The 25,750-nt window shown below is 68.1% G+C and carries 32 protein-coding genes; 9 read left to right on the plus strand and 23 right to left on the minus strand.

The window, feature by feature from the left end; genetic code table 11:
* Positions 1 to 20 precede the first annotated feature (20 nt).
* From ACFWUU_RS00135 to ACFWUU_RS00155, 5 genes are read right to left on the minus strand one after another with little or no spacing between them, the layout of a single operon-like run.
* Positions 21 to 845 (minus strand): GNAT family N-acetyltransferase, encoded by an 825-nt coding sequence (locus ACFWUU_RS00135; RefSeq protein WP_137254648.1) that lies wholly within the window; start codon positions 843 to 845, stop codon positions 21 to 23.
* A gap of 50 nt (positions 846 to 895) precedes the next feature.
* Positions 896 to 2,152 (minus strand): MFS transporter, encoded by a 1,257-nt coding sequence (locus tag ACFWUU_RS00140; RefSeq protein WP_380171367.1) that lies wholly within the window; start codon positions 2,150 to 2,152, stop codon positions 896 to 898.
* 17 nt (positions 2,153 to 2,169) lie between these two features.
* A complete protein-coding gene (locus ACFWUU_RS00145) occupies positions 2,170 to 2,652 on the minus strand; it encodes a GNAT family N-acetyltransferase (RefSeq protein WP_380171369.1) in 483 nt (160 codons plus the stop codon).
* Positions 2,649 to 3,293: a VOC family protein gene (locus ACFWUU_RS00150; RefSeq protein WP_380171371.1), complete on the minus strand. Its 645-nt coding sequence runs from the start codon at positions 3,291 to 3,293 to the stop codon at positions 2,649 to 2,651. The genes ACFWUU_RS00145 and ACFWUU_RS00150 overlap by 4 nt, the downstream gene beginning before the upstream one ends.
* Entirely contained in the window at positions 3,290 to 3,454 is a 165-nt protein-coding gene (locus tag ACFWUU_RS00155; RefSeq protein ID WP_130450832.1) for a CopG family transcriptional regulator, read from the minus strand. Before ACFWUU_RS00155 ends, ACFWUU_RS00150 begins: the two co-directional genes overlap by 4 nt.
* A gap of 56 nt (positions 3,455 to 3,510) precedes the next feature.
* Here ACFWUU_RS00155 and ACFWUU_RS00160 point away from each other — a divergent pair, with 56 nt between their 5' ends.
* The gene (locus ACFWUU_RS00160) at positions 3,511 to 3,879 is read left to right on the plus strand and encodes a VOC family protein (RefSeq protein WP_137254644.1); all 369 of its coding nucleotides are present in this window, start codon (positions 3,511 to 3,513) and stop codon (positions 3,877 to 3,879) included.
* On the opposite strand, the gene trxA is transcribed toward ACFWUU_RS00160, so the two are convergent.
* From trxA to ACFWUU_RS00180, 4 genes are read right to left on the minus strand one after another with little or no spacing between them, the layout of a single operon-like run.
* Entirely contained in the window at positions 3,876 to 4,211 is a 336-nt protein-coding gene (gene trxA, locus ACFWUU_RS00165; RefSeq protein ID WP_137254643.1) for a thioredoxin, read from the minus strand. The two genes, ACFWUU_RS00160 and trxA, sit on opposite strands and share 4 nt — an antisense overlap.
* A complete protein-coding gene (locus tag ACFWUU_RS00170) occupies positions 4,208 to 4,576 on the minus strand; it encodes a MerR family transcriptional regulator (RefSeq protein ID WP_380171373.1) in 369 nt (122 codons plus the stop codon). The genes trxA and ACFWUU_RS00170 overlap by 4 nt, the downstream gene beginning before the upstream one ends.
* A gap of 52 nt (positions 4,577 to 4,628) precedes the next feature.
* On the minus strand, positions 4,629 to 6,230 hold the full coding sequence (locus tag ACFWUU_RS00175; RefSeq protein WP_380171375.1) for a thiamine pyrophosphate-binding protein: 1,602 nt from the start codon (positions 6,228 to 6,230) through the stop codon (positions 4,629 to 4,631).
* Positions 6,227 to 7,003 (minus strand): cyclase family protein, encoded by a 777-nt coding sequence (locus ACFWUU_RS00180; RefSeq protein ID WP_380171377.1) that lies wholly within the window; start codon positions 7,001 to 7,003, stop codon positions 6,227 to 6,229. Before ACFWUU_RS00180 ends, ACFWUU_RS00175 begins: the two co-directional genes overlap by 4 nt.
* Positions 7,004 to 7,057: 54 nt before the next feature.
* Between ACFWUU_RS00180 and ACFWUU_RS00185 the strand changes: the two genes are divergently transcribed.
* The gene (locus ACFWUU_RS00185) at positions 7,058 to 7,564 is read left to right on the plus strand and encodes an NUDIX domain-containing protein (protein ID WP_380171379.1); all 507 of its coding nucleotides are present in this window, start codon (positions 7,058 to 7,060) and stop codon (positions 7,562 to 7,564) included.
* Here ACFWUU_RS00185 and ACFWUU_RS00190 read toward each other — a convergent pair.
* From ACFWUU_RS00190 to ACFWUU_RS00210, 5 genes are read right to left on the minus strand one after another with little or no spacing between them, the layout of a single operon-like run.
* Positions 7,545 to 8,093 carry a nucleosidase gene (locus ACFWUU_RS00190; protein ID WP_137254638.1) on the minus strand — a complete coding sequence of 183 codons (549 nt, stop codon included), beginning with the start codon at positions 8,091 to 8,093 and terminating at the stop codon, positions 7,545 to 7,547. The two genes, ACFWUU_RS00185 and ACFWUU_RS00190, sit on opposite strands and share 20 nt — an antisense overlap.
* Positions 8,094 to 8,100: 7 nt before the next feature.
* On the minus strand, positions 8,101 to 9,252 hold the full coding sequence (gene ispG, locus ACFWUU_RS00195; protein WP_137254637.1) for a flavodoxin-dependent (E)-4-hydroxy-3-methylbut-2-enyl-diphosphate synthase: 1,152 nt from the start codon (positions 9,250 to 9,252) through the stop codon (positions 8,101 to 8,103).
* A 24-nt stretch (positions 9,253 to 9,276) separates the two neighbouring features.
* Positions 9,277 to 10,584 (minus strand): M50 family metallopeptidase, encoded by a 1,308-nt coding sequence (locus ACFWUU_RS00200; protein ID WP_380171381.1) that lies wholly within the window; start codon positions 10,582 to 10,584, stop codon positions 9,277 to 9,279.
* On the minus strand, positions 10,581 to 11,795 hold the full coding sequence (dxr, locus tag ACFWUU_RS00205; RefSeq protein ID WP_380171382.1) for a 1-deoxy-D-xylulose-5-phosphate reductoisomerase: 1,215 nt from the start codon (positions 11,793 to 11,795) through the stop codon (positions 10,581 to 10,583). The genes ACFWUU_RS00200 and dxr overlap by 4 nt, the downstream gene beginning before the upstream one ends.
* Positions 11,796 to 11,812: 17 nt before the next feature.
* On the minus strand, positions 11,813 to 12,646 hold the full coding sequence (locus tag ACFWUU_RS00210) for an FHA domain-containing protein (RefSeq protein ID WP_380171384.1): 834 nt from the start codon (positions 12,644 to 12,646) through the stop codon (positions 11,813 to 11,815).
* 78 nt (positions 12,647 to 12,724) lie between these two features.
* Between ACFWUU_RS00210 and ACFWUU_RS00215 the strand changes: the two genes are divergently transcribed.
* The 5 genes from ACFWUU_RS00215 to ACFWUU_RS00235 all read left to right on the plus strand — a co-directional run bounded on the left by ACFWUU_RS00215 (position 12,725) and on the right by ACFWUU_RS00235 (position 15,853).
* Entirely contained in the window at positions 12,725 to 13,426 is a 702-nt protein-coding gene (locus tag ACFWUU_RS00215; RefSeq protein WP_380171386.1) for a type 1 glutamine amidotransferase, read from the plus strand.
* A gap of 19 nt (positions 13,427 to 13,445) precedes the next feature.
* Positions 13,446 to 14,021, plus strand: coding sequence for a DUF1707 domain-containing protein (locus tag ACFWUU_RS00220; protein WP_380171388.1), 576 nt, complete (start codon positions 13,446 to 13,448; stop codon positions 14,019 to 14,021).
* A gap of 17 nt (positions 14,022 to 14,038) precedes the next feature.
* The gene (locus tag ACFWUU_RS00225) at positions 14,039 to 15,214 is read left to right on the plus strand and encodes an acyl-CoA dehydrogenase family protein (RefSeq protein ID WP_380171390.1); all 1,176 of its coding nucleotides are present in this window, start codon (positions 14,039 to 14,041) and stop codon (positions 15,212 to 15,214) included.
* Positions 15,215 to 15,286: 72 nt separating this feature from the next.
* Positions 15,287 to 15,586 carry a DUF6458 family protein gene (locus tag ACFWUU_RS00230; protein WP_202877692.1) on the plus strand — a complete coding sequence of 100 codons (300 nt, stop codon included), beginning with the start codon at positions 15,287 to 15,289 and terminating at the stop codon, positions 15,584 to 15,586.
* Between the two features lie 39 nt (positions 15,587 to 15,625).
* Positions 15,626 to 15,853 (plus strand): hypothetical protein, encoded by a 228-nt coding sequence (locus ACFWUU_RS00235; protein WP_380171392.1) that lies wholly within the window; start codon positions 15,626 to 15,628, stop codon positions 15,851 to 15,853.
* On the opposite strand, the gene rny is transcribed toward ACFWUU_RS00235, so the two are convergent.
* From rny to recA, 9 genes are all read right to left on the minus strand, one after another.
* Entirely contained in the window at positions 15,834 to 17,495 is a 1,662-nt protein-coding gene (gene rny, locus ACFWUU_RS00240) for a ribonuclease Y (RefSeq protein ID WP_380171394.1), read from the minus strand. The genes ACFWUU_RS00235 and rny overlap by 20 nt on opposite strands.
* Positions 17,496 to 18,125: 630 nt before the next feature.
* A complete protein-coding gene (locus tag ACFWUU_RS00245; RefSeq protein WP_137254628.1) occupies positions 18,126 to 18,449 on the minus strand; it encodes an antitoxin in 324 nt (107 codons plus the stop codon).
* A gap of 151 nt (positions 18,450 to 18,600) precedes the next feature.
* A complete protein-coding gene (locus ACFWUU_RS00250; protein WP_380171396.1) occupies positions 18,601 to 18,993 on the minus strand; it encodes an MmcQ/YjbR family DNA-binding protein in 393 nt (130 codons plus the stop codon).
* Between the two features lie 75 nt (positions 18,994 to 19,068).
* Positions 19,069 to 20,496 (minus strand): alkaline phosphatase family protein, encoded by a 1,428-nt coding sequence (locus tag ACFWUU_RS00255; RefSeq protein WP_380171398.1) that lies wholly within the window; start codon positions 20,494 to 20,496, stop codon positions 19,069 to 19,071.
* Positions 20,497 to 20,639: 143 nt separating this feature from the next.
* Positions 20,640 to 21,062 carry a GNAT family N-acetyltransferase gene (locus tag ACFWUU_RS00260; protein ID WP_380171400.1) on the minus strand — a complete coding sequence of 141 codons (423 nt, stop codon included), beginning with the start codon at positions 21,060 to 21,062 and terminating at the stop codon, positions 20,640 to 20,642.
* Positions 21,059 to 21,580: a regulatory protein RecX gene (locus ACFWUU_RS00265; RefSeq protein WP_380171402.1), complete on the minus strand. Its 522-nt coding sequence runs from the start codon at positions 21,578 to 21,580 to the stop codon at positions 21,059 to 21,061. Before ACFWUU_RS00265 ends, ACFWUU_RS00260 begins: the two co-directional genes overlap by 4 nt.
* A gap of 89 nt (positions 21,581 to 21,669) precedes the next feature.
* On the minus strand, positions 21,670 to 21,813 hold the full coding sequence (locus ACFWUU_RS00270) for a hypothetical protein (protein WP_380171403.1): 144 nt from the start codon (positions 21,811 to 21,813) through the stop codon (positions 21,670 to 21,672).
* Between the two features lie 36 nt (positions 21,814 to 21,849).
* Positions 21,850 to 22,002 carry a hypothetical protein gene (locus ACFWUU_RS00275; RefSeq protein ID WP_380171405.1) on the minus strand — a complete coding sequence of 51 codons (153 nt, stop codon included), beginning with the start codon at positions 22,000 to 22,002 and terminating at the stop codon, positions 21,850 to 21,852.
* 1,025 nt (positions 22,003 to 23,027) lie between these two features.
* Entirely contained in the window at positions 23,028 to 24,101 is a 1,074-nt protein-coding gene (recA, locus tag ACFWUU_RS00280) for a recombinase RecA (protein WP_137254624.1), read from the minus strand.
* 250 nt (positions 24,102 to 24,351) lie between these two features.
* Between recA and ACFWUU_RS00285 the strand changes: the two genes are divergently transcribed.
* Positions 24,352 to 25,143: a hypothetical protein gene (locus ACFWUU_RS00285; RefSeq protein ID WP_380171407.1), complete on the plus strand. Its 792-nt coding sequence runs from the start codon at positions 24,352 to 24,354 to the stop codon at positions 25,141 to 25,143.
* A gap of 41 nt (positions 25,144 to 25,184) precedes the next feature.
* Entirely contained in the window at positions 25,185 to 25,745 is a 561-nt protein-coding gene (locus tag ACFWUU_RS00290; protein ID WP_380171409.1) for a GrpB family protein, read from the plus strand.
* The last annotated feature ends 5 nt before the right edge of the window (positions 25,746 to 25,750 follow it).

The raw sequence follows: 25,750 nt of genomic DNA on the forward strand, positions 1-25,750 counted from the left end.
ATCACGGAGAGTACGCGGAATCAGAACAGAATCGTCGCGAACGTCTCGATCGTGCGGAAGCCGACCCGCTCGTACGCCGCTCGCGCCGGCAGGTTGAACGCATTCACGTAGAGCGTGACGACCGGCGCGATCTGCCGGGCAAGCTCGACCACCGCCGCCATCCCGGGAGCAGCAAGCCCGCGACCGCGGTACTCCGGATCGACCCACACGCCCTGGATCTGACAAACCCCGGACCCGACCGATCCGACCTCGGCCTTGAACACGACCCGCCCGTCCTCGATCCGAGCGAACGCACGCCCGGCCCGGATCAGCTCGGCCACCCGCGACCGGTAGAACGTCCCGTCCGGCCCGGTCTGCGGCGGTACACCGACCTCCTCGGTGTACATCGCGACGCAGGCCGGATACAGGACCGGCAGCTCGACCGGCTCCACCGCGCGGACCAGCGGATCCGGCGCGATCAACGGCGACCCCTCGATCACCATGAACGGCTGGTCGTCGCGGACCTCGCGGGCCGGACCCCAGTGCGGCTCGAGGATGCTCCACAGCTGATCGACCGCGCGGGCCTGCCCGAGGATCTGGAAGCAGTTCCGCCCCCGACGCATCGCGTACGCCGCGAACGCCCGCAGCGCTGCGTCGTCGGCGCCGACTGGCACCATGTTCCCGCCGGCGTGGCAGAGGGCCTCGAGCGCGCCCTTGTCGACGTACCCCCAGACCTCGGCGCCGCGGCGCGGGTCGAGGCCGGACGCCTGGACCAGGCTGTCGACGAACACATTCACGACTGGATCGCGGGCGATGACCGCGCGCGCCGCCGCGAGGTCACGAGGACCGAGAACCCGTACGCCCACGCGCAGAACTTAGCGGATGATCGCCCCGCACGTATAAAACAGGGCCTCGGTCAGACCGCCTCGTTGTCGTGACCGGCCGCGATCCGGCGCAGCGGCGAGGTCCAGGCGAACACGACACCGACGCACCCGAACAGTCCCATCAACACCATTCCGGTCCGCGGTCCGAAGGCGTTGCCGAGCACTCCGCCGAGTACCGAGCCCAGCGTCCACCCCACACCCCAGGACAGCATCCGGCCCGCTGTGTTGACCCGGCCGAGCAGCTTCTCCGGAGTCACCTGCTGGCGGTACGAGATCGCGTTGACGATCACCAGCACGTACGCGGAACCCCAGACGAGCGTTGCGAGCGCAGCAACGACCCACTGGGGTGACAGTGGTGTGAGCACGCCCAGGAGCGCCGAGACCGGCAGCGCGTACAGAGTGATCGCTGCGGGCGGCATCCGCTTCAGCAACCGCGGCAGACTGAGTGCGGCGATCAGTCCGCCGATCCCCCACGTCCCCCAGACCAGTCCGAACCGGAGTCCCGACGTACCGATGTCGAGGACGCGGTCGCACCAGACCACGATCAGCGCCATGAATCCGCCGCCGGCGAACGACTGGATGCTGCCGACGATCGTCATCGTCCGTACGCCGGCGTGCTGAATCAGGTACCGCAGGCCGTCACCGATGTCGGCCAGTACTACCCGCGGCCGCAGCGGCGGCTGACCCTCGCGCGACTCGGACATCGCCCGCACGATCCCGCGGACGGCAAACGCGGACGCTGCGAAGCTGAGTGCGTCCAGCGTGAGCAGACTGGCCGGATCGAGTACGGCGAGCGTCAGACCGGTCAGTGGAGGGACGAACAACTCGATCAGGCTCGAGGCCGTCCAGACTGCTGAGTTGGCCTGCGCCACCCGCGCCCGGCCGACCAGGACCGGCAGTGCGCCGAAGTTCGCACCGTCGAAGAACGTGTGGACCGCCTGGACGGTGAACGCGACCACCAGTACGTGAGCGACGGTCAGCACACCGAGCAGGTGTGCGACCGGCACAGACCCGACCAGTACAGCGTTGACGCAGTCGGCCGTCACCATCGTTCGACGCCTGTTCCAGCGATCCGCGAGCGCACCCGCGAACAGTCCGGCCAGCAGGTACGGCGCCGACTCGAGCGCGGTCACCACTGCGGTCAGGACGGTCGAACCGCTCAGCCGGTAGACAAGCACCGGTAGTGCGATCGCTGTAACCATCGAGCCGGTGATCGACAGCGCACGGGCCGTCCAGTACCGCCGGAAGTCCGGGTCGTCGCGCAGCCGCGCGGGCATCACTGTCGTCATGACGGAATCCTGCAAGCTCAGGTGCGGTCGAGGTCAATGACCATCCACATCAATTCGTCACCGAGATCGCGACTCGGGGTCCGCTGCGCCTCGGTGAATCCTTGACTGCGGTAGAAGCCGATCGCCTGTTCGTTCGCGACCAGGACGTCGAGCAGGAGCTCCGGCGTACCGTCCGGGAGGGCAGCGATCGCGGCGTCGAGCAGCGCTTTGCCGACGCCCCTGCCCTGCTGGTCGGGAAGCACGTACAGCTTCCACATCACCCAGGAGTCTTCTTCGCGGCCCAGGCCGACCATGCCGACGAGCGCGTCACCGTCCGCCGCCACGAGGGTGATGCCTTTGCTGATACCTCGTTCGACTGCCTCTACGGACCACCACTGGGCCAGTCCGTCGGTGATGAACGCGTCCGGGACCAGTCCGGCGTACGCCACCGGCCAGGTCGTCAGGCCGATCTGCCGGATCGCGTCGACGTCGCCGAGCTCGGCCCGCCGTACGGCGATCATCCGTGCACCACCACGAGCTGCCCGTCGGGGTCCACGATGTCGAGCCCGGTCGCGGATCGCTTGACCTCGTAGTCGTCCAGCCGGCCCTCGACCTCGTCCAGGTCCTCGGTGGTGCTGAGATCCAGCCTCACAGCGAAGCCGCTGTCGGAAGGCCCGAACCGCACAGGGGTGTCCAGGCCGACGCCTTCGAAGAAGCGGCGCCAGGCCGGCTCTTCTGCACCGCTCAGGTACGGCGTGACCGACCAGCGCTCGTCCGGACGCGCATCGTGCACCTTGTACCCGTACAGGTCCTCGGCCCGCTCGTCGACCCAGATGACGACGCCATCCGGGCCGGTGACCGACAGCACGCGCCCGTACGCCTCGTCGAAGACAGTCGCGTCGACGAACCCCACCTGCTCCAGCCGGTCCCGCAACTCGTCGATCTTGTCCGCCTCGAACGACAGGTTTGTCTGCCCCGGCTGCCCGCCGGTGCTACTGCTCGCCGCGTCGTGCAGCGCGACCATGCCGCGACCGGTCAGCATGTCGACCCAGCCGCCGTGCTCGGACTCGATCCGCGACCGCAGCCCGAGCGTCTCGAGGAACGCCCGCATCCCTTCCACGTCGGCCGTGAACCGCAACGGCCTGATCGTCACGTTGCTCATCCCCGCGCCTCCCCATGCTTGTCCAGGTACTCCGCCAGCGCCTGCTCGACCAGCGACGACAGACTCGCGCCCTCGTCGATCGCCTTGTGCTTCACCCGCCGCACCAACCCGGGCGGCAGATACACGTTGAACTGCACCTTCTTGCCACCGTCATCCGCCATGGCTATATTGCTAGCATCCTAGACAGCTAAGCGTCAATCGGCAGGGAGCTCCGACGATGAACCTCCGCTTCGACCACCTCGGCCTGCTCACCGACACCCGCGAGAAGAACCAGGAGCTGGCCGACTTCTTCGCCGGCATCCTCGGCCTGGAGATCTCCGGCACCGCCAGTGAGGGGTACGCCGAGGTGAAAGCCGGCGCGATGACCATCGCCCTGCACACCGGTGCGATGATCGACGACTTCGGCCCCCTCGGCGGCACCCTCCTGCAATTCAGCAGCGACGACGTCCGTGCCGACATCGAAGAGATCCGCCGCCGAGGCGGCAACGTGGTCCTCGAGCCGACCGACACCGATTGGGGCACAACGTCGGCGTACGTCGCGGGACCCCACGGCGTACTGGTCGAGCTCTACAAGTTCACCAGCTAGACGGCGGTCAGGAGCGCGTCGTCCAGTTCCTTCTGAAGGCGGGCCTTCGGGCGGGCGCCGACAACCGACCAGATCATCTCGCCGTGGTGGAAGAGGATCAGTGTCGGCAGTGCCATCACGCGGTAGCGGGCGGAGATGGACGGGTTCTCGTCGGAGTTCAGCTTGACCACGGTCATTTGATCGGCGCGGTCGGCGGCGATCTGGGCGAGGACCGGGGCGATCTGGTGGCAGGGCGGGCACCACTCGGCCCAGAAGTCCACGAGTACCGGCTTTTCCGACCGCAGTACGACCTCGTCGAAGGTGGCCTCGTCGACGGTACGCAGTTCGCTCATAGTTGTTTCGTCCTCCAGCTCTCGGCATCGGTCAGGAGGTCGGTCAGCCGGGCCCGCAGATCGGTGAGTTCCGCGATCCGCCGGTCCACGTCCGCGATCCGGGTCCGGTACGCCGACAGCGACGCCGGGCACACGTCCGCGCGTTCGTTGCCGGCGCGCAGGCACTCGATGAACGGGTACGTCTGCTCGGCGGTCAGCCCGAGGCTGAGCAGCGCCTTCACCTCACGCACCACGACCACATCGTCGGCGTCGTACGTGCGATACCCGTTCGCCTCGCGCCGCGGTTTGAGCAACCCCTGCGCCTCGTAGTACCGCACCGCCTTGACCGTCACACCGGCCTCGGCTGCCAGATCGCTGATCCGCATTCCGCCTCCTTCACCCCGACGCTAAACCTTGCCCCTGGGGTCAAGGTCAAGCCTAGTGACCCCGGAAGGCTTCCTCGAGCCACCAGGACGGCTGGTCCGCAACTTTGGCGTCCACGAGCATCGGCGCCGAGCGCGGTCCGTTCAACCAGTCCTTGACCGCGGCGAGATCGCCGACGGTGCGTACGGTCGCGGCCTCGAAGCCGTAGCCGCGCGCGATCGCGGCGACATCGGTCGGCGGGAACGTCACCGTGTCCAGCGCGTGCCCGCCGGGAGCGAAGTGGTGCACCTCGGCGCCGTACGCGTCGTCGTTGTAGACGACCACCAGCATCGGCAGGCCGAGCCGTCTGACCGTGTCCAGTTCCGCGGCGCTCATCAGGGCTCCGCCATCGCCCAGCGCGGCGACGGGCAGCCGGTCCGGCTGGGCCAGCGCGGCACCGATCGCGGTGGACAGGCCGAGCCCGATGGACTGGAACGCCTGGGTGAAGCACATGCCGTTCTCGTCCGGCACGTCGAGGTATGCGCTCGGGTAGCCCATGAAGTTGCCGGAGTCGACGGCGAGCACGCGTTCGGCCGGCAGGAGGTCGTCGAGCGCGATGCTCAATGTCCGCGGGTCGATCCGTTCCGCCGTACTCGTGTCGTCGTACTCGACGTCTCGCCAGCGCACGCTTCCGAGCTCAGCGGTGCGGTAGCCGGTGTGCTGCTCGCCGAATGCGTCGATCGCGAGCGTGGCGGTGAGTCCGACGTCGCCGGTGATTCCGAGGTCGATCTCTCGATGGGCACCGAGCGCGGACGCGTCGTCATCGACCTGCACCACGGTGGCGCCGGGTCCGATCAGCTGGCCGTGGCGCATTGTCCACATGTTCAGCGCGCACCCCCAGCCGACGATGAGGTCGGCGGCACGGATCAGCTCGGCGGTACGCGGCGAGGCGAAGCCGCCGGAGATCCCGAGCGACCACGGGTTGCCGTGGAACAGACCGTGCGCGACGGCGGAGGTCGCGAGGAGCGCGCCGCACCTTTCCGCCAACGCTTCGAGCACCTGCCGCTGTCCACGTGACCCGCGGCCGGCGACAAAGACGGGCCGCTCCGCACGCCGCAACAGCTCGACCAAAGCGGCGTGGTCGTCCGGCACCACCGCAGCCCGCTTCGGTAACCGCTCGTCCACCGCCGTAGAAGTCTCCAACGCCTGCACAGGAAGCGGAACATTCAGCAGTACTGTCCGCCGTTCTTCTACAGCGGTTGCCACGGCGGCTCTTGCCTCCTCCACCGCGGTCTCTGCCGAGGTGATCCGCGCCGGCACCGCGCCGACCGCGCGGGCCAGCGCCTCCTGGTCGACGTAGAAGTTCGACCGCGGCTCGAGGACCTCGGCTGCGACCACGACCATCGGCGTACGGCTCTTCGCTGCCTCGGCGATCCCGGTCATGGCGTTCGTGAGGCCGCAGCCCTGATGGACCGTGAGCGCGGCGACCGTGCCGCTCATCCGCGAGTACGCGTCGGCCATCGTGGCGGCGCCGCCCTCGTGCCGCGCGGCGACGAACCGCGCGCCCCCGGCAACCATCGCATTCGTCAGGTGGAAGTTGCCCGACCCGACCACGCCGAACACCTGGCGGACACCCGCGGCCGCCAACGCGCGGCCGACGGCATCCGCGACGTTCATCCGCGTTCGACCAGCGCGAGCACCCGGGCCGGAGCGCCGGAGCCGCCGACGATCGGCAGCGGTCCGGCGATGATGACGGCGCCGGTCGGCGGGAGCTGGGCGAGGTTCTGCAGTTGCGTCAGCCCGTACTTGTCACTGCCCATCAAGTAGGAGTGGCACGGGAACGGCGGATCGAACGAGTGCGCCTTGCCCGCGTCGGTGCCGACAGTCTCGACGCCCATGCCGAGCACAGGCGACTCCTGCGCGACCCACCGCGCGCACTCCGGCGACAGGCCTGGCGTGTGCGGTCCGTTCTCATCGGCGTTGAGGAACGCCTCCTGCGAGTGCGATCGAGCGTCCCACCCCGTGCGTACGAAGAGCCAGCCGCCGGCGGGCAGGGGGACGTTCTCCGCCTCCCAGGCCTTGAGGTGGTCGACCTCGACGAGGAAGTCGGGGTTCTTCTCCACCTCTGCGGTGAAGTCGAGTACGACGGCCGGTGCGATCAGCCGGTTCGCCGGGACCGAGGCGATGTCGGCGAGGTCCTTGCCGGTGACCCAGTGGTTCGGCGCGTCGAAGTGCGTGCCGGTGTGCTCGCCGCTGGTGAAGTTGTTCCAGTACCAGGCCGGGCCGCGATCGTCGTACCTGCTGATCTCTTCGAGTGCGAACTGCGCCGTCTGACCGAACTCCGGCGGCAGCTGGATCACCGGCGTCGACGCGGACAGCGGCGACGTCAGATCCACCACCTCGATCGACCCATCGGCAAGCGCTGCGACGAGTGCCGGCAGAAGCGACATACGAACCTCCACGAAGTGACGCGGGTGACCCGAGGCCAGGTCAGCATAGACCGCATGCTGCTCGCGACCTTTCGCTCACCGGAACTCGCACCCGGCGGCCGGTTGGTCGAGCGCACCGCCGTCCGCGGGGTCCTGTTCCGCGGCCCGGAGTTGCTACTGCTTGCGTCCCGGCACGGTGATTACAAGTTCCCCGGCGGCGGTGTCGAGCCGGGTGAGTCCTTCGCTGTTGCCCTGCAGCGAGAATTCCGCGAGGAGTGCGGGTACGACGCGGTGGTCGTCGGGGCCGAGCTGGTAACGACCCGCGAGGAGGTGCCGGCGATCGAGGCGGAGTACGACGTCTTCGGCATGACGTCGTACTACTTCGACTGCTCAGGCGGGACGCCGGTCGGCGAGCAGCAGTTGGAGGGCTACGAGGCCGAGCTGGAGCTCACGCCGCAGTGGGTGACTGTCGACGCGGCCCTGGCGGCCAACCGTCGCGTGATGGAGAGCGGCGTCGGTGTGATGCGCTGGCTGGTGCGCGAGACCGCCGTACTGGAGTGGCTCAGCGCACGTACTCGCTGACCCACTCCCCCAACACCTTCGCACTCGCATCCACCAGAGCCGGCCAGTCCAACGCGGCTTCGTCCGCCGAGTCCGACACATGCTTCACGACCCGCACAGGTACGCCGTACTCGCGGCAGGCGTAGACGACGCCGTACGCCTCCATGTCCACCAGATGCGCCCGCTCAGCCAGCCGCTGTCGCACCACGGGATCCGTCACAAACACATCCCCTGACGCGAGCACCGTCCCGTCCCCACCCTCAACCGCCAACTCATCCTGCGGATCCAACCCAATAGCCCGAATCGCATCCGCATTCACATCGTGATTGATCACCGTGCTCGGCAGAAACAACCCCGACAACCCGTCCCGCAAGGCCCCCGTCGTCCCCACGTTGAGCACGACAAGTTCTGCGGTCCCCCGCCCCGCCAAGGCCCGGCTGACCGCCACCGCGGCAGCAGTCTTCCCAACCCCGGTAATCACCACCGGAATCCCGTCGGGAACATACCGAGCCTCCCCGGCGACAGCACTCACCACCAGGTAGTCGGTCATCGCGGGCTCAGCTGACGGTGACGGTGGGTTCGCCGGCGTCGCCGGTGGTCTCCATGGTTTCGGCGATGCGCATGGCTTCTTCGATCAGGGTTTCGACGATGGCGGATTCCGGGACGGTCTTGATGACCTCGCCCTTGACGAAGATCTGGCCCTTGCCGTTGCCGGAGGCGACACCGAGGTCGGCTTCGCGGGCTTCGCCGGGGCCGTTGACGACGCAGCCCATGACCGCGACGCGGAGCGGGACCTCCATACCCTCGAGGCCGGCAGTGACCTGCTCGGCGAGGGTGTAGACGTCCACCTGGGCGCGGCCGCAGGACGGGCAGGAGACGATCTCGAGCTTGCGCTCACGCAGGTTCAGCGACTGCAGGATCTGCAGGCCGACCTTGACCTCCTCGACCGGCGGCGCGGACAGCGACACCCGGATCGTGTCACCGATGCCCTTCGACAGCAGCGCGCCGAAGGCGACCGACGACTTGATCGTGCCCTGGAACGCCGGGCCGGCCTCGGTCACGCCGAGGTGCAGGGGCCAGTCGCCCCGCTCGGCCAACTGCTCGTAGGCCTGCACCATCACGACCGGGTCGTTGTGCTTGACCGAGATCTTGAAGTCGTGGAAGTCGTGCTCCTCGAACAGCGATGCCTCCCAGACGGCCGACTCGACCAGCGCCTCGGGCGTCGCCTTGCCGTACTTCTCCAGCAGCCGCTTGTCCAGCGAACCCGCGTTCACGCCGATGCGCAGCGACGTACCGTGGTCCTTCGCCGCCTGGGCGATCTCCTTGACCTGGTCGTCGAACCTGCGGATGTTCCCCGGGTTCACCCGGACCGCGGCGCACCCGGCCTCGATCGCGGCGAACACGTAGCTCGGCTGGAAGTGGATGTCGGCGATCACCGGGATCTGCGAGTGCTTCGCGATCTCCGCGAGCGCGTCGGCGTCCTCCTGCCGCGGGCAGGCGACCCGGACGATGTCGCAGCCCGCCGCGGTCAGCTCGGCGATCTGCTGCAGCGTCTTGTTGACGTCGTTGGTCGGCGTGGTGGTCATCGACTGCACGGAGATCGGCGCGTCGCCGCCGACCAGCACGCTGCCGACCTTGATCTGACGGGTCTTGCGGCGCGGCGCGAGGGTCGGTGGCGGCAGCGCGGGCATGCCCAGGTTGATGCTCATAAGTCCTTAACCATTGGGTGAGGGTCAGCCGTTGAAGAGCTTGATCGGGTTCACGATGTCGGCGATGACGAGCAGCACGCCCATCACCACGATCGCACTGGCCGCGACGTACGCGATCGGGAGCAGCTTGGCCACGTCGACGTACCCGGGGTCGGGCCGGCGGAACAGCTTGGCGAAGCCGCGCCGGATACCTTCCCAGATCGCGCCGATCATGTGGCCGCCGTCCAGCGGCAGCAGCGGGATGAAGTTGAACAGGGCAAGGAACAGGTTCAGCGAGGCGAGCAGCAGGATCCCGGTGGCGATCTTCTGGCCGACGCCGAGATCGCTGGAGGCGACCTCACCCGCGACCCGGCTGGCGCCGACGACACTCATCGGGCTGTCCTGGTCGCGCTGACCGCCGACGATCGACTTGGCGACCCCGACGAGCTTCTCGGGGAACTTGCCGAGCGCCTGCACGGTGCTGACGGTCAGCTTGCCCATCTGGTCGACGACGAAGCCGAAGCTCTGCCGCTCCACCTGCTCGGTCGGCGAGATCCCGAGGAACCCGACCGAGACGAGCTTGTCGGAGGTAGCGCTCTCCTGCACCTGGTTCAGGATCGTGTTGGTCTGCAGCGTCTTCTGCGCACCGTTGCGCTCGACAACGATCACGGCCGGCTTGTCGGTGTTCGCGCGGATCAGCGGGGTGAGCTGGTCCCAGGTGGTGATCTGCGTGCCGTTGAACGACACGATCTTGTCACCGACCCGGAAGCCGGCGTCCTTGGCCGGCGACACCTTGTCGGCGTCGGTGCACTTGCGGTCCGCCGTGGCCTGGGAGGCCGGGATCACGCAGTCGGTGACGGTGGAGACCGTGGTCTGCGCGACCGGCGTCCCGTAGAGCATGTACAGCCCGCCGAACAGCACGAACGCGATCACCACGTTCACCAGCGGCCCGGACGCCATCACGATCAGCTTCTTCCACCACACCTTCTGGTAGAAGAGCCGGCCGTCGTCCTCGGGCGAGATCGTCTCGTACTCCGCGGACCGCGCGTTCTCGACCATCGACTGGATCGGGCCGGTGTTGGCCTTGCGGATCTTGGTCGGGTCCTGTCCCTTGCCCGGCGGCAGCATCCCGATGATCCGGACGAACCCGCCGGCCGGGATCGCCTTGATGCCGTACTCCGTCTCGCCGCGTTTGGTCGACCAGACGGTACGGCCGAAGCCGACGAAGAACTGCGTGACCTTCATCCCGAAGGCCTTCGCCGGGAGCATGTGGCCCATCTCATGCAGCGCCACCGAGATCAGCACCCCGACAACGAACAGCACGATGCCGAGAGTGGTGAGAAGCACAGTCATGCCTTCTGGTTCTCCTGTACGCCGCCGGTGATCTCACGAGCCCGCTTTCGGGCCCACGCGTCCGCGGCGAGCACGTCGTCGACGGACAGTTCCACATACGAGGGTACGTCGTGTTCGGTCACCACCCGGGCGACTGTGTCGACGATCCCGGTGAACGGCAGCCGACCGGCCCGGAACGCCTCCACGCACACCTCGTTCGCGGCGTTGAACACGGCCGGCGCCGTACCGCCCCGGGTGCCCGCCTCGCGGGCCAGGCCGACCGACGGGAACTCGGCGTCGTCGACCGGCTGGAACGTCCAGCTGCTCGCCTCGGCGAAGTTCCACGGCGGCGAGGCGTCCGCTATCCGGTCAGGCCAGCCGAGCGCGAGCCCGATCGGCACCGTCATCGTCGGTACGCCGACCTGCGCGATCGTGGCGCCGTCGAAGAACTCGACCATCGAGTGGATCGCCTGCTGCCGGTGGATCACGACGTCGATCCGGTCCATCGGGATGCCGAAGAGCAGATGCGCCTCGATCAGCTCCAGCCCCTTGTTGACCAGCGTGGCCGAGTTGATCGTGACAACCGGGCCCATCGCGAAGTTCGGGTGGTTGAGGGCCTGCTCGACCGTGACGTCCGCGAGCTCGCTGCGGGGACGGCCGAGGAACGGGCCGCCGCTGGCGGTCAGGATGAGCTTGCGGACCTCGTTCGGCGTACCGCCGCGCAGGCACTGGGCGATCGCGCTGTGTTCGGAGTCGACCGCGACGATCTGGCCCGGCTTGGCCCGCCGGGTGACGATCGGCCCGCCGATCACCAGTGACTCCTTGTTGGCCAGCGCCAGCGTGTTCCCGGCGTCCAGCGCGGCCAGCGTCGCGTGCAGGCCGACCGATCCGTTGATGCCGTTGAGAACCACGTCACACGGCATCGCGGCCAGCTCGCTGGAGGCATCCGGCCCGGTGATGATCTTCGGGATCCGGAACTCGCCCTGCGCGTACCCCTTCCGCTGCGCCTCGGCGTAGAACGCCAGCTGCAGGTCCTGCGCGACCGTGGCCTTCGCCACCGCGACAACCTCGACGTCGAACTCGAGCGCCTGCTGCGCGAGCAACCCGACGTTCTGGCCGCCGCCGGACAGCGCGAGCACGCGGAAGCGCTCCCGGTTCCGGCCGATGAGCTCGAGCGCCGTAGTACCGATCGAGCCGGTCGAGCCGAGGATGACGACGCTGCGTGAGTTCACGACGCCATTCTTCCAGGTCAGGACAGGAACAGCCGGAACGGGAGCGCCCCGAGGCGGATCTCGTCACCGTCGCCAACCAACGCGGTCTCGACCCGCGCACCATTGACGTGCGTGCCGTTGGTCGAGCCGAGGTCGCGCAGCTCGTAACTGTTCGCGTCGATCCGCAGCAGCTCCGCGTGGTGCCGGCTGATCTCCTGACGGTCGATGATCACGTCGCAGTCCGGTGCGCGTCCGATCCGGACCAGGTCGAGCAGTGGTACGACGTCACCCTCCTCCCCCACGAGCACCGGCTGCGGCCCGGTCTCCAGGGCGGTCGCGATCTCGCCGACCCCGGCGGTGCGGATCGACAGCGAGACGATCAGGTCGTCGCCCTTGTCCACGTGCAGGTTGTGCTGAGCGCCGTACCCCTGCAGCAGTTCGCCGTACTCGTCGATGACGACAGCGGAGACGTGGTAGTACCCGGGTGGCAGTTGCGCATACGCCGCTGAGCCGAGCGAGGTAGTCAGTACTACAGCGTCGTACTCGCGGTGGCTGACGTCGGTGATCGTGATGAGGACCGGATTGTTGGCAGTGAGGTGCGCCTCGGCTCCGGTGTCGCCCGGGGTGAACTCGACGGTCACCAGCGGCGCCGGACGGACCTCGTCGAGGCCGACCAGCCGGTCGACAGCGGGCACGGTGCCGGTGGGGATGGCGAGCGGCACGTACTGGCCGTGTGACCGCACGAGGAGGTCGAGCTGCGGCCTCGACACTCCGTTGCGGCGGGCCAGCAGGTACGCGTTCACCATGCCCTTGCCGAAGATGAAGGCAACGTCCCCCACCACGGCGCGCACGAATCCACTGATCGGCTCCATCTGCACCCCCAGTGCATCAGTATCCAGGAATCACGACTCCGGTACGGCGGTGTCCGGTGTGCCGCGTACCGTGGCCCGGTGACGACCCTGCTGATGATCGAGAACGACCAGGACAGCGGCCCGGGCAAGTTGCTCGGCTGGCTCGATGACCGTGGATTCACTCCCGTCGTCGTCCGGGCCTGGGACGGTGAGCCGGTTCCCACGAGCGTGGACGGTCATGCGGGACTGATCATGCTCGGCGGCGGGCTGCTGCCCGACGAGGACGACCGTGCGCCGTGGTTGCCGGCGGAGCGTGAGCTGTTGCGTGATGCGCACGGCAAGGTGCCGGTGCTCGGGATCTGCTTGGGCGGGCAGTTGCTGGCGCACACGTTCGGCGGCGAGGTGCAGGGGAAGTACGGGCTGCCGGAGAAGGGTGTGACGTCGCTGACAGTCCTGCCTGCTGCCGCAGACGATCCGCTGCTCACCGATCTGCCGTCGACGGTGCGGGCGGTAGAGAGTCACCAGGACCAGATCACGAGGCTGCCGGAGGACGCCGTACTGCTGATGTCCAGTGAGCGGTGCCCGAACCAGATGCTGCGCGTCGGCGACCGGAGCTGGGGCGTGCAGTTCCACCCGGAGGTCGCAGCAGACCGGGTGCGGCGATGGAACCCGGACAGGCTGCGGTCGATGGGGTTCGACCCGGCGACCGTGCTCGCGGACGCCCAGCGGTACGCGGAGGAGCTGGACAAGACGTGGTCGACGGTCGTCGGCACGTTCCTGTCGTTCTGCTCGGACCGGTAGCGGCGCTACCTTTGGTCGCATGAGTCTGGAGCAGCCGCCGCCCGGTCACCGGGCATCCGACAACGACCGTGAGCGTGCCGCAGCCGTGGTCCAGGAAGCACATACCGACGGACGGCTGGACTTCGAGGAACTGGACGAGCGGCTGACCCAGATCTACACGGCGAAGACCCAGCTCGAACTGCGCAACGCGACCGCCGACCTGATGCCGGTCGCCCACGGCAGCACCCAGGAGCTCACCCTCCGCGCCAGGCACAGCGCACAGAAACGTGAAGGCGCGTGGGTCGTGCCCGAGCGGCTGACCGCGATCGCGGAACACTCCTCGGTCAAACTCGACTTCACCGACGCGGTGGTCCACTGGGCCGACATCCACGTCGACGCACAGGCCATCCACAGCTCGGTGGTCATGGTCATCCCCGAAGGCTGGAGCGTCGACATCGACCAGGTCGAGGCAAACCACAGCAGCGCGAAGAACCGAGCCGTCGCCCCCCGCCCCGGCGGAGTCCGCCTCCACGTCACCGGCCGAGCCCACCACGCCAGCGTCATAGTCCGCCACCCCCGCAAACGCCACTGGTGGTGGCCCTGGTACCGCAAGTGATCGATTAGCGTTCGGGTATGACCGCTTCTCTGGACCTCGTTGACGTCGACTCTCTTCTGAGTGAGGAGGAGGTTGATGTTCGGGCGGCTGCTCGGCGGTTTGCGGATGAGCGGTTGCGGCCGGCGTTGCCGGAGTGGTTCGAGGCGGCTTCGATTCCGGCGCGGGAGTTGGCGAAGGAGTTGGGGGCGCTCGGTTTTCTCGGGATGCACCTGACGGGGTACGGGTGTGCTGGGCTTGGCCCGGTGGCTTATGGCCTCGCCTGCTTGGAGATCGAGGCGGCGGACTCGGGGATGCGGTCGCTCGTGTCCGTGCAGGGATCGCTGGCGATGTACGCGATCTGGAAGTACGGCAGCGACGAGCAGAAGGACGAGTGGCTGCCCCGGATGTCCGCCGGTGAGGCGATCGGGTGCTTCGGGCTGACCGAGCCCGACTTCGGCTCGAACCCGGCCGGCATGCGCACCAACGCCCGCCGCGACGGTTCCAGTGACACGGACGACTGGGTGCTGAACGGTTCGAAGATGTGGATCACCAACGGTTCGGTCGCCGACGTCGCGGTGGTCTGGGCCCGGACCGACGACGGCGTCCGCGGCTTCGTCGTACCGACGTCGACGCCCGGCTTCTCGGCGCCGGAGATCAAGCAGAAGATGTCGCTACGGGCATCGGTCACCTCCGAGCTGGTGCTCGAGGACGTACGACTCCCGGCGAGCGCAATGTTGCCCGAGGCACGCGGTTTGTCCGGCCCGCTCGGCTGCCTGAACGAGGCCCGGTTCGGCATCATCTTCGGCGCGATGGGTGCGGCCCGCGACTGCCTCGAGACCGCGATCGCGTACGCCGGTGAGCGGATCGTCTTCGACAAGCCGCTCACGGCGTACCAGCTGACCCAGGCGAAGCTCGCCGACATGGCGGTCGAGCTGAACAAGGGCGTCCTGCTCGCCGTACACCTCGGCCGGCTGAAGGAGAAGGGCACGCTCCGCCCCGAGCAGGTGTCGGTCGGCAAGCTGAACAACGTCCGCGAGGCGATCGCGATCGCCCGCGAGTGCCGCACGATCCTGGCGGCGAACGGCATCAGCGGCGAGTACCCGATCATGCGGCACGCCAACAATCTCGAGTCGGTCCTCACCTACGAGGGCACGTCCGAGGTGCACCAGCTCGTCATCGGCCAGGCGCTGACCGGGCAGTCCGCGTTCCGTTAGACCGCATACACCCGGCCTCTTCTGGGCACAGGGAGTGAGAGCAGTTACTCCCTGTTGATGGAAGGAGCAGGTATGCGGATCGGGGCCGGGATCGCACTCGTCGTGATCGGCGCTGTCATCGCGTTCGCCGTACGGGACACGTCCGACACGTTCAACCTGACCGCTCTCGGGATCATCATTATGCTCGGCGGAGCCGCGGGCATCTGGCTGTCGTACCGCCTCGCGAACCAGCGCCGGAGCACCGACCGTCCGGTCATCGACCCGGAGGTCGAGGCCCAGTACCGCACGGCCCCGCCGGAGCGCGTCGCCGACGAGCCGATCGACGTGACCCCGACACACCTCCGCGGGAAGCAGAACCGCTCGCAGATGTAGCCACGGCCGTCGACGCGAGCCGGGTGCACCATGCGTGCGATGCAGCAGGAGTACCCGAACCCGCCGTCGATCCGGATTCTCCGCATCACCGGCTCCGGCGACAACTTCGTCGTCCTCGGCCGGTCGGACTACGGCGGCGATGTGTACTACGTGGCGAACGTCGTCGAGTTCCGCGACGGACGGATCGCGCGTGAGACCCGGATCGACGGGGCTCCGTTCGAGCCGCCCGAGTGGCGGGCGAGGTACGTTACTTCGCCACCTCAGTAGCCCTGGACTCGCGTACGACGGTCACGCGGATCTGGCCCGGGTACGTGAGCTCCTCCTCGACCTGCTTCGCGATATCGCGCGCCATCACCTGCGCCGCGATGTCGTCGACCGCGTCCGGTAGCACCATCACCCGGATCTCGCGGCCGGCCTGCATCGCGAACACCTTCTCGACGCCGTCGTGGTGCATCGCGATCTCCTCGAGGCGTTCGAGCCGCTGGACGTACGCCTCCAACGATTCGCGCCGCGCCCCGGGCCGCCCGCCACTCACCGCATCCGCGGCCTGCGTCAGCACAGCCTCGACGGTCCGTACCTCGACCTCGTTGTGGTGCGCCTCGATGCAGTGCACGACGTCGTCGTTCTCGCCGTACTTGCGGGCCAGCTCGGCGCCGACGATCGCGTGACTGCCCTCGGACTCGTGCGTGAGCGCCTTGCCGATGTCGTGCAGGAACGCGCCGCGCTTGCACAGCTTGGGATCCAGCCCGAGCTCGGCCGCCATCATCCCCGCGATGTGCGCCGACTCGATCAGGTGCTTGAGCACGTTCTGCCCGTACGACGTCCGGTAGCGGAGCAGCCCCATCGTGCGAACGAGCTCCGGGTGCAGGTCCGTGATCCCGACATCGGCCATTGCGTCCTCGGCCGCCCGCTCGCACAGCTCGGCAACCTCGCCCTTGCTGCGCTCGTAGATCTCCTCGATCCGGCTCGGGTGGATCCGGCCGTCGAGCACGAGCGAGTCCAAGGTCAGCCGCGCAGTCTCCCGCCGTACCGGATCGAAGCAGGACAAAAGCACCGCTTCAGGGGTGTCGTCGATGATCAGGTTCACGCCGGTGGTCTGCTCGAACGACCGGATGTTGCGGCCCTCGCGCCCGATGATCCGGCCCTTCATGTCGTCACTCGGCAGGTGTACGACGGACACGACCGACTCGCTGGTCTGCTCGGACGCCAACCGCTGCACCGCACCGGTGATGATCTTGCGGGCCTTGATCTCGCCCTCATCCTGGGCCTGCCGCTCGATGTCGCGGACGATCGTGTGTGCGTGCCGTTTGGCCTCTTCCTCGATCGAGGCGACCAGCTCGGCCTTGGCCTGCTCGGTGGTCAGGTTCGCGACGCCTTCGAGGATCCGGCGGCGCTCGTCCTCGAGGTCCTTGATCTCTTGCTTGCGCTGATCGAGCTCGGCCAGCTGCGCGGTCAGCTCGAATTGGCGTTGCTCCATCGCGCGGTGCTGCTCGTCGGCCCGCTCCTCGCGTTCGGTCAGCCGGTGGTCGCGGCGCTCCATCTCGAGTCGCTGCTCGCGCAGGTCGTCCCGGATCGACTGCGCCTCCGCCTCGGCTTCCCGCCGTACGTCGGACGCCCGCTGCTCGGCATCCCGCCGTACTTCGGAGGCACGGTCCTCGGCGCTGCGGCGGATCTCCTCGCTGCGCTGCTCGGCCGCCTCGGCCCGCGTCCGCAGTACGGCGGCCTCTTCCTCGGCCTGCCGGCGTATCAGCTCGGCGGCGGACTTCGCGCCGGCGGCCAGCTGCGCGGCCTCGAGTTGGGCGGTCGAGTTGTCGGCGGCTTTCCGGCGGGAGAGGGTCAGGCCGATCCAGGCCAGCAATCCGGCGATCAGCAAACCGATCAGGGTCAGGCCAATGGACGTAGCGGTCATCGGCTTCTCCCCTCTCCTTCGAGTCCACGCGGGACTGTGGCCGTCTGTCGAAGGGACTCGCCACTGGTACGACTGAAGGCGCCACCGGGGTTCCAGCGGCTATCGGGGTACGGCAGTGCCGGTGCCACCTGGGTATGGCGGTACCGGTGTCTACCGTTGCGACGACTCCGTGGATGCCGCGCGGTGCGGCTTTCCAGCGTTGCTTGCCTCTTGCTCACCGTGAGTCGCCGCCGACAACGCGGAGATCGCGGTGACGCCGCTCGCGCCCTGACCGGATGGTTACCGTCCGGGTTTTGCGTGCGGTGCCGTCTATCGACGGCGCACGGCGCCGTCGTCCTTCCTTCAGCTCAGTCGAGCGTGGTTGCGTCTTTTTGCCGGTCAGTCGGCTGTTTCACCCGACTCACCGATCGTTATATCCGCCACCGTTGCGGTGGATTCATCCCTTCTTGATCCCGAGGCTAAGCGCGGCCCATCACGCGGTCAAGACGGACACTCCCCCGTCACCCGCGGGATGAGACCACTTCAGGCACTGGACTACTCCACAACGGGCAGAGGTCTACACCCCGACCCGGCCGAACCTCCAGCACCCGCGGCGCCGAACCGGCTGCGGGGCTGCAGATGCGGAGCTGATCAGTTCGCGGGGCCGTCCACGGGCGAGCTCGTCGAACGGTCGGCGGGCCGGTCCGGCTCCGCCGTACCTGCGGTGGTTGACTCCGAGGTCGTGTCCGCGGGTGTCTGATCCGCCTGGGCTGCCTGGCCCGGCTCTTCGGTGGTCTGCTTGTCGACGAACGTGCCGACCTTCTGCTGGACCGAGTCGACCTTCTCCGCGTACTTCCCGCCGGTCTGCTTGTCGATCAGGTCGCCGGCCTTCTCGACGCCGGCTTTGATCTTGTCCGGGTTCTGCTTGACGACATTCCGGAGCCAGTTCTTCGCCTGTTCCTGGAAATCGTTCATTGCACCCTCCGCGGTGTCTGGGGCGGATCGACGGAAAATCCCAGCCTACGGACCGATCCAAATACCAGTCCTACCTCGGATAACACACCGTCGCACCGCACCCGTCAACGCCCCTCGCCGCTCACCGGACCTGAAACCACTTCACTCTCCGTTACCGCCCGTCCAGGTGGGCCTTCGCCACCTCGGCCGGCGCGTGCACCAGCCACCCGTCGAGCAAGGCCTCTCGCAGCACCTCTTCCGGCACCTTGTCGAGCTCCACGAGCACGGCGGCGTACCCGTTGAAGTGCGGAATCGTGAAGAATCCGTCGTCTGCGCGCGCGGCCAACACGGCTTCCTTCTCGGCCAGGTCCTCGACCGTGATCGCCAGGATCGGCCCGTCGGGCGGCGTCTCGTCGCCGTACCGCTTGAGGTCTGCCTTGCTGAACGGCCGCTCCCACGCGTACCCCTTGCCGCCAACCGCCCAGGTCCGCCGGCCGTGCCGAGTCATCTCCTCGGTCTCCGGCAGTTGGCCAACCAACCGCTCCACGTCTTCGAAGGTCGCCATGGCGCTGACGCTACCTCTTGTCGAGGCGTGACGCGGCCGGGCGATCAGGTGCGATTGCCCGGCCGTCGTCCTACGTCAGAGGCGGTGGCGGCCGCCGCGTTCCTGGTGCGGGACGACCTGCGACGAGGTCGGGAACGTCGGAGCCGGCAACTGCGCGGCCTCGTACGTCGCCAGGTTCAGCCGGGCGCCCGTCTCGGGAAGCGCCGGCGGCTTGCTGATGTGGTCGTGGCGGAACACCGAGGTCAGGTCGCCGAACGTCTTGCGACGCCACTGGCTGATGTTCGGCTCCTGTACGCCGGTGAGCTTCTCGAGGAACTGCACCACCGACGTGTGATCGAACTTCTGGCTGCTGACCCAACCACCGGCGGTCCACGGCGAGATCACGATGCACGGCACCCGGAACCCACCACCGATCGGCAGGTTGAGCGCGTACTCGTCCGGCGTTCCCGCCGGAGCAGTCGGCGGTACGACGTGGTCGAACAGGCCGTCGTTCTCGTCGTAGTTGAGGATGAAGACGGTCTTCTTCCAGACGTCCGGGTTGGCGGCGATCGCGGCGATCTTCGACGCGACGAAGTCGGCCCCGGCGGCCGGCATCTCCTTCGGGTGCTCCGAGACGCCACCGGCCGTCATCAGCCAGGACACGGTCGGGAGCTTGTCGTGCAGAGCGTCGTACTCGAACTGGCCGAGCGACGACACCTTCATGCCCTTGTCGTACAGCGGCGTACCAGGCGTGGCGTCCTGGAACTGCTTGAAGTGCGGGAGCATGTTGTAGCTGCTCAGACCGACCTGGTCCTGGTACACGTTCCAGCTGACCCCGGCGGCCTCGAGGCGTTCGGCGTACGTCGTCCAGCGGTACGCGCCGTTGGGCACCGAGTTCGACGTGATCGGGCCGCCGAGCGTGCCGCCCGGGTCGATCGTGCCGGTCTGCCAGTACAGGCGGTTCGGCCAGGTCGGGCCCTGGACCGAGCAGTGGTACTGGTCGCAGATCGTGAACGCGTCGGCGAGCGCGTACTGGAACGGGATGTCGTCGCGGGTGTAGTACCCCATCACGTACGGCCCGTTGGCCTTGTCCGCGGCGCGGTGCGCGGGCAGCCAGGCATCCATCTTGCCGCCGTTCCAGGCCTGGTGCTGGACCGAGTACGCGTGGCTCGTGGACGGGATCGCCTGTGAGTTGGTGGAGTGGGTGTCGAGGTGGAACGGCAGCAGATAGCCGTCCGGGTTCTCCGCGTCGGGCTGGTAGAAGACGTTGCGCCCGGTGGACAGCTTGATCGCGTGCGGGTCGTCGAACCCGGCCACTCCCGACAGCGTGCCGAAGTAGTGGTCGAAGCTGCGGTTCTCCTGCATGAGCATCACAACGTGCTTGATGTCGCCGAGCCGCGCCGGGCGCGGCGGCGGGGATGCGAGGGCCTTCTGGACGCTCGCGGGCATCAACGCGGCCGCGGCACCCAGGCTCGCGGTCGCTGCAGCGCCGCCGAGAAATCGGCGGCGGGTGAAGTCAGACATTGGGCGGAACCTCTCGAAAGTAGGCGGTGATTCCGTCAAGAACCTTCCGCCCACAAGGTGGCCAGCGCCCGGCTCGCTCTCCAACACTGCCGGACCAGTTACCGAGCACGACCTTTAGCAAAGGTAAACACCCTTAGGCCCGCCTAACCTGGTTGATCCGCCGCCGCCCAGAGCCATGGGCCGGTGCATCGGGTGAATCCGGCGTGCAGGTAGAAGTCGGCTGCCTCTTCGTCGATGGCGGAGACGAAGACCACCTCGGCTCCCAGCGCTCCTAGCCAGGATTTGCACTGCGCGAGCAAGGCGCTGCCGGTCCCGGAGCCGCGGCTGGCCTGATCCACTACGAGCTCTTCCAGGACGCCGTACGGCTCGTGTCCGTAGTCCACGAAGGTCGCTACGAGGAGCCCTCGGATCTCGTCATCGCCGGCAACGAAGGTCCGAGCCTGCTGACGGATCTCGGGCAGGGTTGTGGAGTCTGCACTGTCGCCGTGCAGCTCGCGCAACAGCCGCTGGATGCCTGCTCGATCCGCCGGTGTCGCTTCACGGATGATCGGCGGCTCGGTCGTCATTCAGGTCCTAGGCCGGACGAATCAATGAGCGGGAACTCGTCGTGCGAGGCGTCGAGCTCCTGCTTCACGATGCTCATCGCCATCCCGCCCGGGTACCCCTTCCGCGCAAGCATCCCGAGCAGTCGGCGCATCGCCACCTGCCGCTCCAATGAACGCATCGACCGCAGCTTCCGCCGTACCAGCTGCCGCGCCGTCTCTTCTTCCTGCTCCGGCTCCAGCTCCTCGAGCGCGTCCCTGGCCAGCTCGTCATCCACGCCTCGCCGCCGAAGCTCTTGCGCCAGTGCGCGCTTTCCCAACCCACGCCCACGATGCCGCGACTCGACCCACGCATTCGCGAACGCGGCATCGTCGATCAGCCCGACATCCGTGAACCGATCCAGCACCTCATCGGCCACCTCGTCCGGAATGTCCCGCTCCGCCAACACATCAGCCAACTCAGCCCTCGTCCGCGGCTGCCCCGTCAACTTATCGAGCAAGATCGTCCGAGCCACCGAAGCCGGATCCGCCTCCTGCTCCATCGCCGCATCCCCAACCCCCTCCGGCTCCTCACTCCCCCGCCGCTTCCGCCCCCGCCCAAACCCCCCACCAACAGTCCGCCGCCCCCGACTCACCCGCCCAGCAGCCCGCCCACTCTCCGCAGCCCACCCACCCACTGCAGGCCCATCCCCAGCAGTAGGTCCAGCAGCCTGCCCAGCAGCCCGGCCAGCAGCCCGCCCGTCAGCCCGCCCGCCAACTGCAGGCCTGTCCCCACCAGCCTGCCCGTCAGCGTGCCCAGCAGCCTGCCCGCCTACTGCAGGCCCGTCCCCAGCAGGCTGACCGTCAGCCTGACCGTCAGCCTGACCGTCAGCCTGACCGTCAGCCTGACCGTCAGCCTGACCGTCAGCCCGCCCACCAGCCCGCCCACCAGCCCGCCCACCAGCCACCGACCGACCCGACGCACCCGGCTCGCCACCCGGTGCCCCGTCGCCCGCCCCCACCGACTCAGCCTCGCCCGCCGGCCTGCTCCGGGCTATCAGCCTGCTCTCGCCTGCCGACCCGCTCTCGACCGCCGACCCGCTCTCGCCTGCCGACCCGCTCTCGCCTGCCGGCCAGCTCTCGTCCGCGGACATGTGCTCGTTGGCGGACGTGTTCTCGCCCTCGGACGGCGCCTGCGCTGAGGTCGTGCTCTCCGACTGCGAAGACTCGTCAGCCGGCGTGTGCTGGTCTGGGCTGGGTGTGCGCTCCGCACTCGGCGTACTGCTCGCCCGCGTTTGAGAACTCGACGAGATGCCGGCGGCGGGTTCAACCGCGGTTGCTGAATCCGCGTCTGCCCACGGATCGAACTGGTCTGAAGGCGTACCTAGGTCCGCCGCCCGCGCCGGCGCGTCATCCGCAAAGGCACGCGCCTCAGCCAACCGATCGGCCGCCCGCGCCTCGAACGTACGACCGGAGCTCTCCTCCTGCTCACCCCAAGGATCAGCCGAACCTGCGCTCGAATCCCGCCCCGAACCACCCCGACGCTTCGCCGGCCGAGCCTTCTTCTGCTCGTCCTGCGGTTCGTCCCACGGGTCGACCGTGCCGACCGTTCGCCTGATGGAGCCCGTACGTCGACGAGAACCGTCCCACCCCGACTCGTCCTCACCAACGAACTCGTCCGCATCGGCCAACGGCTCACCCCGCCGCGCACCCGACGTACGACCACCACGACGCCCACGCTCCACGCCCGCGTCAGAACCACGAACTGCGTCGGAGCCGCCTTCGTCAGCGCGACCCCGCTCAGCACCACCAGCACGATCGGTAATGCGATCGGCGCCGGAACCAGCTTCTTGGCTCGAACTGCTGGACAGCGTGGAAGCGTCCGTGCCCGTAGCTAGGAGTTTGCGTGCCAGCGCCAGGCGTTCGTCGTGGGGTAGAGACAGCGCCGCGGGGGCAGCGTCGTCGGCAGCGGTGGGCTGCCGGGGGACGCTGCCGCCCGCGGTCGGGCGATCAGAAGTCGACATCGACCTCGGCCGCAGCGGCCTCGGCGGCCGGCTGGTCAAGGGTCGGGCCGATGCCCATCTTCTCCTTGATCTTCTTCTCCAGCTCGTTGGCCAGATCGGGGTTGTCGCGCAGGAAGTTCCGCGCGTTCTCCCGGCCCTGGCCGAGCTGGTCGCTCTCGTAGGTGAACCAGGCGCCGGCCTTGCGGACGAAGCCCTGATCCACACCGAGGTCGAGCAGGCTGCCCTCGCGGCTGATGCCCTGGCCGTAGATGATGTCGAACTCGGCCTGCTTGAACGGCGGGGCCACCTTGTTCTTCACGACCTTGACCCGGGTCCGGTTGCCGACCACGTCGGTACCGTCCTTCAGCGACTCGATCCGGCGCACGTCCAGCCGCACCGACGCGTAGAACTTCAGCGCCTTACCACCGGTCGTCGTCTCCGGAGAGCCGAACATCACGCCGATCTTCTCGCGCAGCTGGTTGATGAAGATCGCGGTCGTGTTCGTCCCGCTGACCGCACCGGTCATCTTCCGCAGCGCCTGGCTCATCAGCCGGGCCTGCAGACCGACGTGGCTGTCGCCCATCTCGCCCTCGATCTCGGCGCGCGGCACCAGCGCGGCCACCGAGTCGATCACGACGATGTCGATCGCGCCGGAGCGGACCAGCATGTCGGCGATCTCCAGCGCCTGCTCACCGGAGTCGGGCTGCGAGACCAGCAGCGCGTCGGTGTCGACGCCGAGCTTCTTCGCGTACTCCGGGTCGAGCGCATGCTCGGCGTCGATAAAGGCCGCGATCCCGCCGGCCCGCTGCGCGTTCGCGACCGCGTGCAGGGCAACCGTCGTCTTACCGGAAGATTCCGGGCCGTAGATCTCCACCACGCGACCGCGTGGCAGACCACCGATCCCGAGCGCGATGTCGAGCGAGATCGACCCGGTCGGGATGACCTCGATCGGCGGCCTGTTCTGCTCCCCCAAACGCATCACCGAACCCTTGCCACACTGCCGCTCGATCTGCGTCAGCGCGGTCGCAAGCGCCTTCTCGCGATCGGCCACCGCGCGCTCCGCACTCGCTGCACCCGCCATCTGAATGCCACCTGACCCATCTCATAATCGGGGCCGCTTCCCAGCCGCCCGGAGGACTTCTCGTGTCGCCAGAGAAGGTATCCATCACGTCGGACAGTTTTCGTCGCCACTTCCGAATCTGTGGACAACTCGACCGCCCGCCACACCTTCCGCGCACCAAAGTATCCCGAACACGTGTTCGAATCACAACTGACACGCCGAAGCTTGCACGGCAACCGATCTGACCCGCCGGATCCCTACCCTTGCGGGCGTGACCGACCGTCCCGACGTGCCCGATTCCGCCGTGATCCTGGCACTCAGCAGGGTCGAGTTCGGCATCGACACCGTTCTCGACGCGCTCCGTACCCCCGACCCGTTCGGCGTCCGCAGCATCCTGACGGAGTACTCCGCCCAGCAGAAGCCCAACCTGGCCGAACGGGCGCTGATCCTCGCGATCGACCAGCTGCTGAAGATACAGGTGCCCGGGCACTCGGAGTGGCCGAAGCTGCCGCTCGCCAAGCGCTGCGACTGGTGGGTGCAGCGGCTGGGCGGATTCGCGGCCGTGGTCGCGGCCTTCCCCCGGATCAGCGGTGCGGCCGCCGACCGGCTCCCGATCAAAGACACCCTCGGCGCCGCCGTGCAGGCCATGGTGATCGGCGCGATCTGCCGCGAGTACGGCGTGGAAGCGCACGCCGACCGGACTGCGGTCATTGCGCGCGTACTGACCGACCGCCCGATCACGCCGGACGAAGTACTCAAGTACGACGACCCGACCGCGGCCGGGCAGGACGTGGCGAAGCAGCTAGGTCTCGGCGACGAGTCCGAGGAGGCCGGACTGCGTCAGGGCATCCGTCTGCTCTGGCGGATCAGCAAACTCTTCGGCGGGCTCGGTGAGGTGTTCGAGGAGCGTCCGCGGGGCGGCCTCGGCGCCCGGTTCGTCGGGAAGCTGCCGGGTATCGGAATGGTCGGCGGGTACTTCGACGAGCGCAGGGCCATTCGCAAGGCGGCGTACGAAGCGGCCGACCTGCTCACGAACGGCGCGTTCCGGATCAAACCTGTCTGAAGGACTGTGACCGGCCGCCGGAGTACTGGGATGATCTCCGCATGACTGGGATCGTCATCGTACGACCGGACGACAGCTGGCCCTCGCAGTACGAGAAGACCGCGCATGCGATCGGCGGACTGCTCGGCGAACTGGCTCAGCGGATCGATCACGTCGGCTCCACTGCCGTGCCCCGCCTGCCGGCCAAGGACATCCTGGACATCCAGGTGACGGTCGGCTCGGAGCCGGAGCTGGACGACGTGGCGGAGCGGATGGCCGCTGCGGACTGGGAACTGCGGCCGCCGCGTCGTGACCACCCGGTGCCGGGCCTGCCTACCGATGACACGCAGTGGGTGAAACGCATGCTGGTCGAGCCGATGTACCGGCGCCGGGTGAATCTGCACATCCGCGTGGCCGGACGCGCCAACCAGCGGTACGCGCTGCTGTTCCGCGACTATCTGCGCAGCCATCCGGAGACAGCACGTGCGTACGCCGTCTTCAAGCAGCAGGCTGCCGCGCTCCGGCTCGAGATCGGCGACTACTCCGATCTCAAGGACCCGGTCTGCGACCTCATCTACCTGCCGGCCGAGGAGTGGGCCGCCCGCACCGGGTGGACCGCCTAGACCGT

The sequence above is a fragment of the Kribbella sp. NPDC058693 genome, from assembly GCF_042715335.1.
GTDB classification, from domain to species: Bacteria; Actinomycetota; Actinomycetes; order Propionibacteriales; family Kribbellaceae; genus Kribbella; species Kribbella jiaozuonensis.

Coding starts and splice junctions, on each gene's coding strand:
- ACFWUU_RS00290 (WP_380171409.1), top strand. CDS start 25,185: ATGACTGGGATCGTCATCGTACGACCGGACGACAGCTGGCCCTCGCAG.
- recA (WP_137254624.1), bottom strand. CDS start 24,101: ATGGCGGGTGCAGCGAGTGCGGAGCGCGCGGTGGCCGATCGCGAGAAG.
- ACFWUU_RS00225 (WP_380171390.1), top strand. CDS start 14,039: ATGACCGCTTCTCTGGACCTCGTTGACGTCGACTCTCTTCTGAGTGAG.
- trxA (WP_137254643.1), bottom strand. CDS start 4,211: ATGAGCGAACTGCGTACCGTCGACGAGGCCACCTTCGACGAGGTCGTA.
- ACFWUU_RS00160 (WP_137254644.1), top strand. CDS start 3,511: ATGAACCTCCGCTTCGACCACCTCGGCCTGCTCACCGACACCCGCGAG.
- ACFWUU_RS00150 (WP_380171371.1), bottom strand. CDS start 3,293: ATGAGCAACGTGACGATCAGGCCGTTGCGGTTCACGGCCGACGTGGAA.
- ACFWUU_RS00180 (WP_380171377.1), bottom strand. CDS start 7,003: ATGTCGCTTCTGCCGGCACTCGTCGCAGCGCTTGCCGATGGGTCGATC.
- ACFWUU_RS00200 (WP_380171381.1), bottom strand. CDS start 10,584: ATGACTGTGCTTCTCACCACTCTCGGCATCGTGCTGTTCGTTGTCGGG.
- ACFWUU_RS00265 (WP_380171402.1), bottom strand. CDS start 21,580: ATGGAGCAGGAGGCGGATCCGGCTTCGGTGGCTCGGACGATCTTGCTC.
- ACFWUU_RS00245 (WP_137254628.1), bottom strand. CDS start 18,449: ATGAACGATTTCCAGGAACAGGCGAAGAACTGGCTCCGGAATGTCGTC.
- ACFWUU_RS00185 (WP_380171379.1), top strand. CDS start 7,058: ATGCTGCTCGCGACCTTTCGCTCACCGGAACTCGCACCCGGCGGCCGG.
- ACFWUU_RS00175 (WP_380171375.1), bottom strand. CDS start 6,230: ATGAACGTCGCGGATGCCGTCGGCCGCGCGTTGGCGGCCGCGGGTGTC.
- ACFWUU_RS00210 (WP_380171384.1), bottom strand. CDS start 12,646: ATGGAGCCGATCAGTGGATTCGTGCGCGCCGTGGTGGGGGACGTTGCC.
- ACFWUU_RS00235 (WP_380171392.1), top strand. CDS start 15,626: ATGCAGCAGGAGTACCCGAACCCGCCGTCGATCCGGATTCTCCGCATC.
- ACFWUU_RS00250 (WP_380171396.1), bottom strand. CDS start 18,993: ATGGCGACCTTCGAAGACGTGGAGCGGTTGGTTGGCCAACTGCCGGAG.
- ACFWUU_RS00260 (WP_380171400.1), bottom strand. CDS start 21,062: ATGACGACCGAGCCGCCGATCATCCGTGAAGCGACACCGGCGGATCGA.
- ispG (WP_137254637.1), bottom strand. CDS start 9,252: ATGAGCATCAACCTGGGCATGCCCGCGCTGCCGCCACCGACCCTCGCG.
- ACFWUU_RS00220 (WP_380171388.1), top strand. CDS start 13,446: ATGAGTCTGGAGCAGCCGCCGCCCGGTCACCGGGCATCCGACAACGAC.
- ACFWUU_RS00145 (WP_380171369.1), bottom strand. CDS start 2,652: ATGATCGCCGTACGGCGGGCCGAGCTCGGCGACGTCGACGCGATCCGG.
- ACFWUU_RS00255 (WP_380171398.1), bottom strand. CDS start 20,496: ATGTCTGACTTCACCCGCCGCCGATTTCTCGGCGGCGCTGCAGCGACC.
- ACFWUU_RS00170 (WP_380171373.1), bottom strand. CDS start 4,576: ATGCGGATCAGCGATCTGGCAGCCGAGGCCGGTGTGACGGTCAAGGCG.
- ACFWUU_RS00155 (WP_130450832.1), bottom strand. CDS start 3,454: ATGGCGGATGACGGTGGCAAGAAGGTGCAGTTCAACGTGTATCTGCCG.
- ACFWUU_RS00140 (WP_380171367.1), bottom strand. CDS start 2,152: ATGACGACAGTGATGCCCGCGCGGCTGCGCGACGACCCGGACTTCCGG.
- rny (WP_380171394.1), bottom strand. CDS start 17,495: ATGACCGCTACGTCCATTGGCCTGACCCTGATCGGTTTGCTGATCGCC.
- ACFWUU_RS00190 (WP_137254638.1), bottom strand. CDS start 8,093: ATGACCGACTACCTGGTGGTGAGTGCTGTCGCCGGGGAGGCTCGGTAT.
- ACFWUU_RS00230 (WP_202877692.1), top strand. CDS start 15,287: ATGCGGATCGGGGCCGGGATCGCACTCGTCGTGATCGGCGCTGTCATC.